Annotated in this window: 9 protein-coding genes; 6 read left to right on the top strand and 3 right to left on the bottom strand. The window is 71.6% G+C overall.

Annotated elements, in window-relative coordinates; genetic code table 11:
- Positions 1 to 40: 40 nt before the first annotated feature.
- Positions 41 to 1345, top strand: a complete 1305-nt coding sequence (locus ED208_RS12985) for a type III PLP-dependent enzyme domain-containing protein (protein ID WP_123212347.1) — start codon at positions 41 to 43, stop codon at positions 1343 to 1345.
- On the opposite strand, the gene ED208_RS12980 is transcribed toward ED208_RS12985, so the two are convergent.
- Both ED208_RS12980 and ED208_RS12975 read right to left on the bottom strand, forming a co-directional pair.
- Positions 1342 to 2697 carry an MFS transporter gene (locus tag ED208_RS12980; RefSeq protein ID WP_123212346.1) on the bottom strand — a complete coding sequence of 452 codons (1356 nt, stop codon included), beginning with the start codon at positions 2695 to 2697 and terminating at the stop codon, positions 1342 to 1344. The genes ED208_RS12985 and ED208_RS12980 overlap by 4 nt on opposite strands.
- Before the next feature lie 2 nt (positions 2698 to 2699).
- Positions 2700 to 5414, bottom strand: coding sequence for a TonB-dependent receptor (locus ED208_RS12975; protein ID WP_123212345.1), 2715 nt, complete (start codon positions 5412 to 5414; stop codon positions 2700 to 2702).
- 178 nt (positions 5415 to 5592) lie between these two features.
- Here ED208_RS12975 and ED208_RS12970 point away from each other — a divergent pair, with 178 nt between their 5' ends.
- Genes ED208_RS12970 through ED208_RS12960 form a run of 3 tightly spaced genes read left to right on the top strand, consistent with a single transcriptional unit; the run spans position 5593 to position 9280 of the window.
- Positions 5593 to 6834: a metal-dependent hydrolase family protein gene (locus ED208_RS12970; protein ID WP_123212462.1), complete on the top strand. Its 1242-nt coding sequence runs from the start codon at positions 5593 to 5595 to the stop codon at positions 6832 to 6834.
- Positions 6831 to 7676, top strand: coding sequence for an alpha/beta fold hydrolase (locus ED208_RS12965; protein ID WP_123212344.1), 846 nt, complete (start codon positions 6831 to 6833; stop codon positions 7674 to 7676). Before ED208_RS12970 ends, ED208_RS12965 begins: the two co-directional genes overlap by 4 nt.
- Positions 7673 to 9280 carry a serine hydrolase domain-containing protein gene (locus tag ED208_RS12960; RefSeq protein WP_123212343.1) on the top strand — a complete coding sequence of 536 codons (1608 nt, stop codon included), beginning with the start codon at positions 7673 to 7675 and terminating at the stop codon, positions 9278 to 9280. Before ED208_RS12965 ends, ED208_RS12960 begins: the two co-directional genes overlap by 4 nt.
- Before the next feature lie 177 nt (positions 9281 to 9457).
- Here ED208_RS12960 and ED208_RS12955 read toward each other — a convergent pair whose 3' ends face one another.
- Positions 9458 to 11446, bottom strand: a complete 1989-nt coding sequence (locus ED208_RS12955) for a S9 family peptidase (RefSeq protein ID WP_123212342.1) — start codon at positions 11444 to 11446, stop codon at positions 9458 to 9460.
- A 516-nt stretch (positions 11447 to 11962) separates the two neighbouring features.
- On the opposite strand from ED208_RS12955, the gene thiD reads away from it, so the two are divergent.
- Entirely contained in the window at positions 11963 to 12736 is a 774-nt protein-coding gene (gene thiD, locus ED208_RS12950; RefSeq protein ID WP_123212341.1) for a bifunctional hydroxymethylpyrimidine kinase/phosphomethylpyrimidine kinase, read from the top strand.
- Complete coding sequence (gene thiE / locus ED208_RS12945; RefSeq protein ID WP_123212340.1) at positions 12733 to 13383, top strand: thiamine phosphate synthase; 651 nt, start codon at positions 12733 to 12735, stop codon at positions 13381 to 13383. Before thiD ends, thiE begins: the two co-directional genes overlap by 4 nt.
- The last annotated feature ends 72 nt before the right edge of the window (positions 13384 to 13455 follow it).

The following is a 13455-nucleotide window of genomic DNA, read 5'->3' as shown; positions in this document are numbered from 1 at the left end:
CGGGGCGGGACTGCTGCCCCAATTCACGACCGGTATCGCGATGACCACCCGACTGCGCCTGGAGCTGATCGAACAACTGCCGCTGGCGGCCTGGACCAAGGGTTTTTCGGCCGACGATCAGGAACTCAAGCTGGGCGACATCGCCAGTCGCGGCTGGAACCTGCTGGACGGGCAGCTGCCCTTGCCGCTGGCGACCCTGCGCGAATCGGCGCTGCGCCGCAACAGCGCCTGGATGCGCGCCTATGTCGCCGCCACCGGCGCGCGCTTGTGCCCGCACGGCAAGACCACGATGGCGCCGCAGTTGTTCCAGCGGCAGCTCGACGACGGCGCCTGGGGGCTGACCGCCGCCACCGCCGGTCACGTCCGGACCTATCGGCATTTCGGCGTGCCGCGCATCCTGCTGGCCAACCAGTTGGTCGAGCCCGCCGGTATCGCCTACGTGCTCGCGGAGCTGGCACGCGATCCCGACTTCGATTTCTACTGCCTGGTCGATTCCGAGGTGGGCGCCCAGCGTCTGGCGGCGGCGGTGCGCGCCTCGGGCCTGGCGCGGCCGCTGCAAGTGCTGATCGAGGTGGGCGCGCCGCAGGGTCGCGCCGGCGTGCGCGGCGTCGAGCAAGGGCTGGCGCTGGCGCGCCGCCTTCAGGCCCTGGCGCCGGCCCTGGCCCTGCGTGGAATCGAATGCTACGAGGGCATCTTCGGCGGCCCGCCCGAGCAGCAGCCGCCACGCATCGCCGAGCTGCTGTCGGACAGCCGCGCGCTGTTGCAGGCCTGTGGTGCCGAACAACTGTTCGCGCCCGGCACGGTGCTGCTCAGCGCCGGTGGCTCGGCCTACTTCGATCTGGTCGCCAGGGACTACGCCGGGCTCATCGACCCTGCGGTGCAGCTCATCCTGCGCAGCGGCTGCTACTTGAGCCACGACAGCGGCTTCTATGCCCGGGCGCTGCAGGACATCCGTGGCCGCGGCCTGCAGCCGGCGCTCACCGAACTGCCGGCGCCGGTGCCGGCCTTGCAGGTCTGGGCGGCGGTGCAGTCCTTGCCGGAGCCGGGCCTGATGGTGGCCGGTTTCGGCAAGCGCGATGTGTCCCATGATCTGGATCTGCCGGTACTCGAAGCCTGGTATCGCCCCGGCCTGCATGCGCGGCCGGTGCCGGTCGCCAGCGGCCGCCTGCTGCGTCTCTACGACCAGCATGCCTGCATCGCCGTGCCGGAGGACGCGGCCTACGAAGTCGGTGATCTGATCGCGGTCGGCGTCTCGCACCCCTGCACGACCTTCGACAAGTGGCCGCTGCTGGCGCTGATCGACGACGACTACCGGGTGCTGGAAGGCATCCGCACTTTCTTCTAGTCCTCTTCCGCGCCGCCCTCGGACAAGCGGATGCGCCACACGCAAAGCGTGCCCAGCGCGGTGAGCCCCATCGGCGCCAGGGTGTAGCCCAGGCGCAGCACCTCCAGCGCCCTGGCGTTCTGCTCGGCCTGGCCGGGCACGAAACCGCTCCAGTCCAGCAGCAGGCCGGCGACCACGCTGCCGGCCGACTGTCCCAGCTTCTGCGCGGCCATGAAGATGCCCAGGTAGACGCCCATCGACACCACCACGCCGCCGGCCAGGCGCAGTTTGGCGATGTCGATGATGGTGGACTGCAAGAGGATCGCCATGCCGCCGGCGCCGAGACCGAACACCGCGACCGCCGACCAGGTCGCCCAGGTCGGCCCGTAGGAGGCCAGCCACAGCAGCGGGAAGGACAAGAGGAACACCGTGTTGGCGTAGCGCACCGTGCCGAGGTTGCCGTAGCGGCGTACCAGCAGCGCGATCAAGGGCATGGACAACAGCATGCACAGCAGGGTGATCGAGCCCAGCACCGACAGGCTGCCCGGCCCGGCGCGCAGCAGGTACTGGTTGATGTAGGGCAGGAAGGCGCTGAGCAGGCCGGCGGAGGTGCCGAAGCAGAGCAGAAAGCCCAAGAGGTAGTAGTAGGGCCGGTTGCCGAAGCTCAGGCGGATCGACTGCCAGAGCGCCGGCTCGGCGGCCTTGCCGCTGTCCTGGCGCACCGGGTAGTGGCGGGTGGAGAGCAGGAAGGCGAGGAAGCTCAGCGCGCCGAACACGGCGATGCCGCACGCCATCAGCGCGTAGCCGCGCGCGCCGTCGCCGCCCCAGCGGATCAGGAAGGGCACCATCGCGGTGGCGGCCAGGGTCAGCAGGGCGGTGAGCACGCCGGAGTAGGCGAACAGGCCCATGCGCTGCGCGGCGCCACGGGTCATGTCGTCGGCCAGCGCCAGCTTCAGTACCAGAAAGGCGGTGTGCGCCACCGAGGAGACGATCAGCAGCGTCACTACCAGCAGCAGGCTGCCCAGCGGGCCGGCCTGCGCCGGCAGCGCGAACAGACCCAGCAGGGCCAGCACATAGGCCAGCGCCGATACGAAGGCCAGCGGCGCGCGTGCGCCACGCCGGCGGCTGTAGCGCTCCACCGCGCCGCCCAGGGCCGGGTCCACCAGCACGTCCCAGATCTTGGTGAGGCCGATTAATAGGCCGGCGGTGGCGGGCGGCACCCGCACGATCTCGGTGAGGTAGAACAGCAGCAGCAGGCTGGACGGCACGCCGGCGACACCGATGCCGGCGGCACCGGCGGCATAGCCGAGCTTGCGCCAGGGGCCGAGCGCCGGCGCCGCCGTCTCGGTTCCGGCGGCGGTGGTCGCGGTCATGGTCAGAACGAGGTGCTGATGCGCAGGCCGATGGTGCGCGGCAGGATCAGGCTGGCGCGGGCCGGGCCCCCGTCCGGCAACAGGGCGGTGTCGATGCTGCTGGCGGCGCGCTCGTCGCTGAGGTTGTTGACGAACAGATCCAGGCTCAGGCGCTTGGAGATCAGGCCGGCGCGCAGGTTGTAGCTCTGATAGTCGTCCATGACGATGTTGGGCTTCTTCTCGCTGGCGGTGTAGCTGCTGTTGCGCTTGCCCAGATAGCGGACGCTGCCGCCGACGCTGCCCGTCCACTCGCCCCACAGCGGCGTTGCGTAGTCGAGCACCAGAGTGCCGCTCCACTTGGCCACCGTCGGCAGGACATCGCCGGCCAGGCCGCCGACATCGGGCGCGTCCTCGTCGAGCCGCGCCAGGATGTAGGCGCCGTTGAGTCCGAACGAGAACGACTTGAACGGCCGCCAGGCCAGATTCATTTCCGCGCCCTTGCTGGACGCCTTGCCGCCGTTGGCGAGGTAGGTGAAACCGCCGGAGGTGGAGCTGAGCTGGATGTCTTCCCAGTTGATCTGGAAGCCGGTGAGGTCGAAGGCGAAGCGCCTGAACTGCGACTTGAAGCCGGCCTCGTAGCTCCACAGGGTGTCGGGGCCGAAGGAGGTGGGCGCCTCGGTGCTGGTGCGGATGTTGGGGCCGCCCGGCCGGTAGCCGCTGGCGGCGGCGCCGTAGAAGGTGATGTTGTCGGTCGCGCGCCAGCGCGGGGCGACGCGGTAGGTGATGGGGCGGTCGGAGGAAGCCGATTCGACACTGCTGGTGCCGCCGAGATTGCCGAGGCTGGCGAGCAGGCCGGCCAGATCGCCGGCGGCGACCGAGGCCAGCGGCGAGAGGATGTCCCACAGCGGGCCGGAGGAGTTCAGCGTCGAGAGCTGGCTGTTGCGACTCAGGCGCGCGCCCAGGCTCAGGTCGAGGCGCTCGGTGAAGTAGTAGTCGATGCTGGCGAAGCCGGCGTATTCCTTGTAGTCGGACGGCACGCCCAGGTAGAGCGCGTGCTGCGCTTCCGGTGCCAGGGTCAGCAGCGCCTCGGGGTCGCGGTCGATGCCGAGAATTTCCTGAAAGGTGTCGGTCTTTTCATGGGTGTAGAAGCCGCCGACGATCCACTCGAACTCGCGGTTGCTGGGCGAGGAGAGGCGGAACTCCTGGGTGAGCTTGCTGAAGTCGATGTCGGCGGTGGCGGCTACCAGCACGTCTTGCGGCAGCACCGGGTGCAGGTAGAGCGCGCTCACCGCCGCGATCAGGGTGCCGTAGTCTGGATAGTCGGTGTAGTCCACATAGGCCTGCACCTTGGTCTGCGCGTAGCTGGTGGAGGACACGAACTTGGCCCAACCCCAGTCCCAGTCGGCCTGAAGGTTGTGCACCTGGAAGGCGAGCTTGCTGGTTTCCGGCAGATGGCGGGACTGGGTCAGATCGCCGTACAGCGGCTCCAGCGTCGTGGGGTCGAGATCGACCTGCGGCAGGCCGCCGGCGTAATTGCTCTGGAACAGCGAGGACCAGCGCAGCGAGAACTCGTCCACCGGGCTGTACAGCAGCGAGAAGCGGCCGCCCTTGACGGTATTGGTGTTGACGCCCCGGGTGTCGGTGCCGACATCATCGACGTAGCCGGCGTAGCGCTTGGCGAAGACGCTGGCGCGAAAGGCCAGCGACTCCGAGATCGGCGTGTTGAGCATCGCCTTGAGGCTGCCGTTGTAGCCGTCGCCGTGCTCGGTGTAGCCGGGCTCCAGCTCCAGCCGGCCCTGCACCCGGCTGCTGTTGGGCGGCTGGGTCACGTACTTGAGCAGGCCGCCCATGGAGCCGGCGCCGTAGAGCGTGCCCTGTGGGCCGCGCAGCACCTCGACCCGCTGCACGTCGAAGGTATCGACATCGGGGATCACCGTGGTGCCGCTGGCGGTGCGGCTGAACGGAGTGAACGGGGTTTCGTCCACGTAGGTGCCGACCGTGGCGCTGGACTGCGACATGCCGGTGGTGATGCCGCGCAGGGTGATCAGGCCCAGGCCGGACTGGCCGCTGGCGAAGTTCATGCCTGGCACGTAGGCGACGTAGTCGTTGATGCTCTTGGCGCCCAGTTTCTCCAGCGCCTTGCCGGACATCGCGGTGAGCGCCGCCGCCACGTCCTTGGCGTTCTCGCGGCGCTTGGCGGCGGTCACCACCACGGTCTCGACGCTGCCCAGGTCCATCGAATCCTTCTTCAGCGCCTGCTGGCTGGGGCGCGGTTTCACCACCAGGGTGCCGCGACCATCGCTGCTCACCGTCAGCCCGGTGTCGAGCAGCAGGATTTCCAGCGCCTGCTCGACGCTGTAGCGGCCCTGCAGGCCGATGCTGCTCAGACCCAGCAACTGTTCCGGCGAATAGACGATGGCGGTGCCGGTCTGCTGGCGCACCTGGTCCAGCGCCGCGCTCAGCGGCCCGGCGGCGATGGCGAACAGATACACCGAGCCGCTGGCCGCTGCCTCCGGCGCGGCAGTGGCGGCGGCCAGCTCGGTGGGCGCCTCGGCGCTGGCCGCCGGGCTGTCGCCAGGCGGCGGCGTGATCGGCGCGGCCGGTGTGGCGGCGGTCACCTCGGCGGCGGCCGGGGCCGCCGGTTCCTGTGCGAGGGCGGCCGGCAGCCAGCAGCCGCTCAGCGCCGCCAGTGCCGCCGCGACCGGGCGGGGGAAAACAGTGTGCCTGCGCATTGCCATGCCTGTACTCCGAGTGGTCCTAGCTCGTCCAGCGCGCCGCTGCTGGGGAGCGGGTTCGCGGCGCGGTCTGCAAGCTCCTACGCGGCGGCGAGCGCCGACCCGACAGGGGCGTGTCGGGAAAACCGCCCCGGTTGCGTCGTAAGCGGCAGGTGGTCGTCCTTGGATGCAGGAGGTGCGCGTGGCCGCAGTGCTGTTTCACAACGCCAGGCTGTTCGACGGCTGGAATGCCGAGTGCCGAGAGAACGTCTCGCTGCAGGTCGAGGGCGGGCAGATCCGCGCCATCGTCGAGGGCGAGCTGCGGGTCGAGGGCGCCGAACGCATCGACTGCCGGGGCCGCACGCTGATGCCCGGGCTGATCGACGCCCATGTCCACGTCTACGCCTCCAGTTTCGATCTGGCGCGCGACGCCCAGCGCGGCAGCAGCTACAGCGCCCACTACGCCGCCCGCTTCCTGCGCCATGCGCTGGACTGCGGCTTCACCACCGTGCGCGATGTCGGCGGCGGCGACCGTGGCTTGGCGCTGGCGCTCGCCGAGGGCCTGCTGCCGGGGCCGCGCCTCTACTACGGCGGCCGGGTGCTGTCGCAGACCGGCGGCCACGGCGATTTCCGCAGCCCCGATCTCGACGCCCACGGCGCCGCCTGCGGCTGCGCGGCGCCACTGAGCTTCGGCATGGCCATCGCCGATGGCCCGGAGGCGGTGCGGCTGGCGGTGCGCGAGGAGCTGCGCCGCGGCGCCAGCCACATCAAGCTGATGGCCTCCGGCGGCGTCACCTCGCCCAGCGATCCCATCGAGCGCTGCCAGTGCAGCGAGGAGGAGGTTCGCATGGCGGTGCGCGAGGCCGGGCGCGCCGGCGCCTATGTCGCCGCCCACTGCCATGCCGACGCGGCGGTGCGCCACTGCCTGGACTGGGGCGTGCGCTCCATCGAGCACGCCAGCCTGATCGAAGCCGACACCGCCGCCCTGCTGGCGGCGCGCGGCGCCTACGCGGTGCCGACGCTCGCCATCGTCGAGGCGCTGCGCAGCAACGGCGGCGCCCTTGGCCTGCCGCCGGCCAGCCTGGCCAAGCTGGAGCGGGTGGCGCAGGGCGCGCTCAGCAGCCTGGAGCGCTTGCAGGCGGCCGGCGCGCGGATTGGTTTTGGCACCGATCTGCTCGGGCCGCTGTACCGGCGTCGTGGTCAGGAATTTCTGCTGCGCCGGCAGGTGCAGCCGGCATTGGAGATCCTGCGCTCGGCCTGCGCGGTCAATGCCGCCCTGCTCCAGCAGGAGGGCCGGCTCGGCCGCCTGGTGGTGGGTGCTGCGGCCGATCTGCTGCTGGTCGAAGGCGATCCGCTCGCCGACCTCGGCCTGCTGGCCGGCGAGGGCGAGGCGCTGGCGGCGATCATGAAGGCCGGACAATTCCACAAGAGACCGCAGGCATGAGTCGCGACTACCGCCTGATGGGCCGCCCCGGCGCGCTGCCGACCATCGTGCTGGAAGCCGGCGGCGGCGCCAGCCGCGCCTGGTGGGCCTGGGTGCAGGCGGCGCTGGCGCGCCAGACCCTGGTCTACAGCTACGACCGCGCCGGCCTGGGCGAATACGGCAGCGCGCCGTTGGCGGTGGATGCCGAGGCGGTGAGCGCGCGCCTCGCTGCACGCCTCGCCGCCGCCGCGCTACCCGGCTCCTACCTGCTGGTCGGGCATTCCCTGGGCGCGCTCTACGCTCGCCACTACGCCGCCAGCCATCCCGAGCAGGTCTGCGGCCTGGTGATGGTCGATGCCACCGCGATGGACCCGGCGCTGACCACGCCCGGCCTGCGCTGGCTGCCCTTACTGGCTGGCCTGCTGCGCCTGGGCCAGGGTCTGGCCAGTCTGGGTCTGCTGCGGCGTTTTCATCCCGGCGCCGGCCTGGTCGCCGGGCTGCCGGAGCTGGCGCGCGCGCAGGCCCTGGCGGGAATCTCGCGGCCGCTGCATCTGGGCAGCTTTCTGCGCGAGCTGCGCGCCATTCCGGTCATCCAGCAGCGGCTCGCCGAGCGGCCCCTGCCGCCAGCGCTGCCGCTGCTGGTGGTCAGCGCCGGGCGCGGCAAGCTCAAACCGGGCGAACCCCCGCAAGCCAGCGCCAGCCTGCGTCATCACGCCGAAGTGGCTGCGCGCTCGACGCGCGGGCAGCACCGGCTGATCGCCGAGGCCAGCCACGGCAGCCTGCTCACCACTGAAGCGCATGCCGAGCGCCTGGCGGCGGAGATCCTGGCCTTTGCTCGCGACTGCGTCGGTGCTCGCGCATGAGCGGCGGCCTGGCCGCGCGGCTGGACGCGCTGTTCGCGCCCTGGAACTGCAGCGACGAGCCCGGCCTGGTGGTGGCCCTGGCCCAGCACGGCCGGCTGCTGTACCGGCGCGGTTTCGGGCTCGCCAGCCTGGCTTCCGGTCTGGCGCTGAGGCCCACCAGCCGCTTGCGCATCGGCTCCACCAGCAAGCCCTTTACCGGGCTGGCGCTGGCGATGCTGGCCGACGAGGGTCGGCTCGATCTCGATGCCGACCTGCGCCGCTGGTTGCCCGAGCTGCCCGACTTCGGTGCGCCGCTGAGCCCGCGCCTGGTGGCCCAGCACCGCAGCGGCCTGCGCTGCCACCTCGATCTCTGGAGCATCACCACCGGCGCCCGTGCCCGCTGGCCGGATGCCGAGCCCTGGCAGCAGTTGCTGCGCCTGCGCGAACTCAACTACCCGCCGGGGCAGCAACTGATCTACAGCAACGGCGGCTACCTGCTGCTGGCGCGGCTGATCGAGCGGGTCTCGGAGCTGTCGTTCGCGGAGTTTCTGGAGCAGCGCATCTTCCGGCCGCTGGGCATGGCCGATACCGAGCTGGCGGCGCGCGACGAGCGCGAGCTGGCGCGCCAGGCCAGCCTGCACGTCCGCCGTCCCGAGGGCGGCTTCCAGCGCGGCGAGATGCGGCTGCCGATGAGTGGCGACGGCGGCCTGCTGTCCAGCGCCGACGATCTGCTGCGCTGGCTGGCCGAGCTGCGCCGGCCCAGCCTGCCCGGCGTTGGCCGGCAACTCGCCTCGGTGGACGAGGTGGTCCTGCCCGACGGCAGCCCTGGCGACTACGGCCTGGGCCTGATCGCGCGGCCCTGGCGCGGCTACCGCAGTCTCGGCCATCCGGGCGCGGTGATGGGTGGGGTGTCCGAGGCCTTCACCCTGCCGGCCCTGGGGCTGGATGTGGTGCTGCTCGCCAACCGCTCCGATCTCGCGATCAAGAGCCTGGGGCAGCAGGTGGTCGATGCGGTGCTGGGCGAGACCACAGCGGCCAGCACGCTGGCTGCGGCAGATCAGGCCACGCGTTGCGGCAGCTACTACCAGGCCGAGGGCGGCCAGTTGCTGGACATCCTCGCGCTTGACGGCGAACTGGGCGTGGACTTCGGCGGTGCCCGCGCGCGCCTGCAGGCCGGCGAGGGCGGGGAACTCTGCTTCGCCGGCTCGCTGGGCGACTTCCGCTTCCGTTGGCCGGAGCCGGATGCCCTGGAGGTCTGGGAGGCGGGCGTCTGGCGGCGCTATCAGCGCCTGGGCGCGTCGCCGCCGGCGACCTCGGCCGCGAAGCTGGCCGGCAGCTATCGCAGCGCCGAACTGGCCGCCGAGGCGCGGGTGCTGCGCCTGGACGGCCGCTGGTGCCTGGGCCTGCAAGGCCGCCACGGCCGCGCGCTGTATGCGCTCACCGCCCGCGCGCCGGGGGTCTGGTCGGCGAGTCTGGCCGATGGCGGCTCGGCGACGCGCCTGGTGGTCGAAGTCCTGCCCGGGGAGGGCCGCGCCGCCGGCTTCACGCTGTCCAGCCTGCGCAGCCGCAAGCTACGCTTCGAGCGCTGCCGTGCCGGCGGGCCGTTGCTGGAGGACTGGGGCTAGCGGCGCTGGTCGGGCCTGAGCGCCCCCACCCTAGCCCTCCCCCGCAAGCAGGGGAGGGGATGCCCAGCAGACGCTCGTAGTTCTAACCCTGCGCCAGCTCCCTCCCCCGCTTGCGGGGGAGGGCCGGGGTGGGGGCGGTAGTCGGAGCACGCACCAGCCCCCGCCGCCAGAGCGCCCTCAGCCGCCAGCCCCCGCCAGCGCCTCGGCAGCACCAGGCAGGTGCTCGACGCCCGCCTCCAGCCGCAGGCTGCCCTGGCGCAGGGCCTCGCCATAGGGCTCGCAGGCGCCGCCCAGAAAACGCGCCAGGAAGGCCTCGGCCAGGGCCATGAACGACAGCCGGTTGACCGCCCGCGCCAGGCCGTGGCCCTCGTCCGGGTAGAGCGCGTAGCTCACCGGTACGCCGGCGGCCTGCATCGCAGCCACCATCTGGTCGGACTCGGCGCGGGTCACCCGCACGTCGTTGGCGCCCTGCACGATCAGCAGCGGGCGAACGATGTCCTGGCAGCGGTGCAGCGGCGAGCGCTCGCGCAGCAGGGCGCGGCCTTCCTCGGTCCGGGGGTCGCCGACCCGCAGGCGGAAGGTATCCAGCAAGGGCGCCCAGTAGGGCGGGAAGCTGGCCAGCAGGGTTTCCAGGTTGGAGGGGCCGACCAGGTCGATGCCGCAGGCGAAGACCTGCGGCGTGTAAGTGAGCGCCGCCAGCGTCGCGTAGCCGCCGTAGCTGCCGCCGAGGATGCCGACCCGTTCGCGCAGGGCGATGCCCTCGCGCACGGCCCAGTCCACGGCGTCGAGCAGGTCCTCGTGCATGCGCCGGCCCCATTCGAGGTCGCCGGCGCTGGTATGGGCCTTGCCGAAGCCGGTGGAGCCACGGAAGTTGACGCTCAGCACCGCGTAGCCGCGATTGGCCCAGAACTGGTGCTCGGGCTTGTAGCCGCCGCTGTCACGGCTCCAGGGGCCGCCGTGCACCAGCAGCAGCAGGGGCAGCGGCTGCGGCGGGCGGCCGTCCTGGTCCAGCGCCGGCGGCAGGCTCAGGTAGCTGACCAGTTCCAGGCCGTCGCGGGCGCGGATGACGTGGCTATGGCTGCGCGCCAGCGGCAGCGCGTCCAGCTCCGGTCGCGCCGAGTACAGCCGGCGGGCGCGGCCCTGATCGCGCTCGTAGAGGTAGTAGTGGCCGGGCAGGCGGTCGTGGCTCAGGCTCAGCACCCAGCGGCGGTCGTCGGCGCTGCGGCTGCTGAGGCTGGCCTGTTCCAGGCCCAGCGCGGCCAGGTGTTGCCGGTCGGCGGCCAGGCTGCCGCCGATGGCTCGCCACTCCGGTCGCAGGTAGTCGCAGAGATAGGCCTCGGGCTCCAGGCTCAGCGGGTTCAGGCTCAAGGCCAGCACATCGGTCTTCGGGTGCTCGCCGAGCAGGCGCGAGGCGCCGGTCCGCAAGTCGAATTCCACCACCGCAGCGGTGTCGCGGCCACGGCTGTCGAGGCCGTAGGCGCGCCAGGGGTCCTTGCCGATGGCCAGCGGCAGGGTGCTCATCACCTCGTCCTTGCCGATGCTGAACAAGGGCCGCCAGGCCCCGTCCTCGGCGACCATCAGCTCGCGACCGCCGTCGGCGCTGTTGCGGAAGGCTAGACGCAGTTCCAGCGCCTCGTCGGCCAGAAACTGCGCGTAGCCGGGGTTTTCCAGTACCAACTGCGCGGCGCCGCTGTGCAGGTCGAGGCGGTAGACATCGTGCCAGCGGCGGTCGCGCTGGTTGAGGCCGACCAGGGCCTCGCGCGGATGCCGGCGGCTCATGCCGATCAGGCGCGCCTGCACGCCGGCCTGCGGGGTGAGGTCCAGCGGCGGGCTGCCGTCCAGGGCCAGGCTGTAGAGGTGGAAGTTCTCGTTGCCGCCCTCGTCCTGCAAGTACCAGAGGCGGCTGCCGTCGTGCAGCCAGCCATGCTGGCGGATGCCGGCGCCACGGTCCTGGGTCAGCGGTCGCGCCGCCTCCGGGGCCTCCACCGGCGCTAGCCAGAGGTTGAGCACGCCGTCCAGCGGGGCGAGAAAGCTGAGCTGCTGGCCGTCCGGGCTGAGCTGGGGGGCGCCGCGCTCGGGGTTGCCCAGCAGCAGGGCGCGGGGGATCAGCCCGGAGTCGAGGGCGGGGTTGGCGGTCGGACCGCAGTTCGGCGGGGGGCTGGGCATGGGCGGGCACGGGGCGGGCACTTCCAGCAGCTACGCAGACCCGGGGCGAATGCCGACAGCTACGGCCGGCCTGCCGCCGTTGCGGCCCATGGCGAAATCCGCCGGCCTCGCCGTCGGCGGCCGTGCCAGACTGCGCCAGGCTAGGGCGCCGAAGTACGGCCGCCTGGCCGGCGGCGGTTCGAGGATTTTCTCTGTTTTTACCTGAGATAGTTTTTGTAAGTAATTGTTTTTAAATGATTCTCGAATTCAACCCACAAGTGCTGTGGATAACTTTGTGGATAAGGCCTGCGCGAGGGGCCGCGAGCCCAGCAATGACGGGCATTTCAAGACTTACGATGATTTTCTGGTCATCGCCGATTTTTGTTTAAAATCATACATATGCACGATTGTTACTGGATTCTGACGGAAAAATGACGCAACCACGGGCGTTTCCGGCTGCCTGCACAATGCTTGTGCATAAGCACATTTCCATTGCTTCATTTGTCAAGCCCGGCGCTGCGGTGCCCGGAGACCGCCGTGGCTGAGCCCAGCGTGCTGGTCATCGCCGGCCACGATCCCACCGGCGGCGCCGGCATCCAGGCCGACATCGAGGCGGTCGCCGCCCAGGGCGTCCATGCGCTGAGCCTGGTGACCTGTCTGACCGCGCAGGACACCGACAACGTCCGCCGGGTGCAGCCGGTGGCGCCGCTGCTGCTGGCCGAGCAGGCCGAGCTGTTGCTGGCCGACTGCCCGGTGGCGGCGGTGAAGATCGGCCTGATCGGCGATCTCTCGCAACTGCCCTGGCTGGTGGACCTGCTGCGGCAGTTGGCGGTGCCGGTGGTGCTGGACCCGATCCTGCGTGCCGGCGGCGGTGCCGAGCTGGTCGGCCGCAGCCTGGCGGCGGGCCTGCGCGAGCAGTTGCTGCCGCTGACCACGGTGCTGCTGCCGAACGCCGTCGAGGCGCGGCGGCTGAGCGGCCAGGAAGATCTCGACCAGGCCGGTGCCGCCCTGCTGGCGCTGGGGGCGGCGAACGTGCTGATCACCGGCGGCGACGAGCCGGAGACAGAGGCGGTGAACCGCTGGTATCGCCCCGGCGCGCCCGTGCAGGAATACCGCTGGCCGCGACTCGCCGGCCGCTACCACGGTGCCGGCTGCACCCTGGCCTCGGCGCTGGCGGCACGGCTGGCCCTGGGTGAGCCGCTGCAGCAGGCGCTGGAGCAGGCCCAGGCCTACACCCACCGCTGCCTGCGGGCGGCGCGGGCGGTCGGGCAGGGGCGGCTGATTCCGCGCCGGATCGGGGCTGGGGCATGAGCGCGCCCTGGCCGGCCCCGCGCGGCCTCTACGGCATCACCGCCGAGGCCGACTGTGGCGACGCCGAGCGTCTGCTCGCCGCCGTCACGGCGGCGCTGGCCGGCGGACTGCGCCTGCTGCAATACCGCGACAAGCGCAATCCGCCCGAGCAGCGCGCCGCGCTGGGCGCGGCGCTGCTGGCGCGGTGCCGCGCCGCCGGCGTGCCGCTGATCGTCAACGACGACATCGAGTTGGCCGCCATCCTGGGCGCCGACGGCGTGCATCTGGGCCTGAGCGACGGCAGCCTCGCCGAGGCGCGGGCGCGGCTGGGGCCAGAGGCGATCATCGGCATCACCTGCGCCGATTCGCTGGAGCGCGCCCGGGCGGCGGCCGCCGGCGGTGCCAGCTATGTCGCTTTCGGCGCCTTCTTCCCGTCCCGCACCAAGCCGAATGCGCCGCCGATGACGCTGGAGCGCCTGCGGCAGGCGCGCGCCGAGCTGCACTTGCCGATCTGCGCCATCGGCGGCATCAGCCCGGAGCGGGCGCCGCCGCTGGTGGCGGCGGGCGCTGACTATGTGGCGGCCATCGAGGGCCTGTTCGGCGCCGCCGACATCCGCGCCGCCGCGCGCGCCTATGCCGCTGCCTTCGATGGACGAGGGGCGCCCTAGCTTCGCTACGCAGCGCCCGGCCGCGCCGCCATCGCCTACACTTTGCGCCCGCTGACCAGTCCGCTGTTTGCA

Origin of the sequence: Stagnimonas aquatica, from assembly GCF_003730135.1 — a bacterium.
In the GTDB taxonomy this organism is placed as follows: Bacteria; Pseudomonadota; Gammaproteobacteria; order Nevskiales; family Nevskiaceae; genus Stagnimonas; species Stagnimonas aquatica.
Note: the sequence above shows the minus strand (reverse complement) of the source record. Positions and strands in the feature narration are given on the sequence as shown.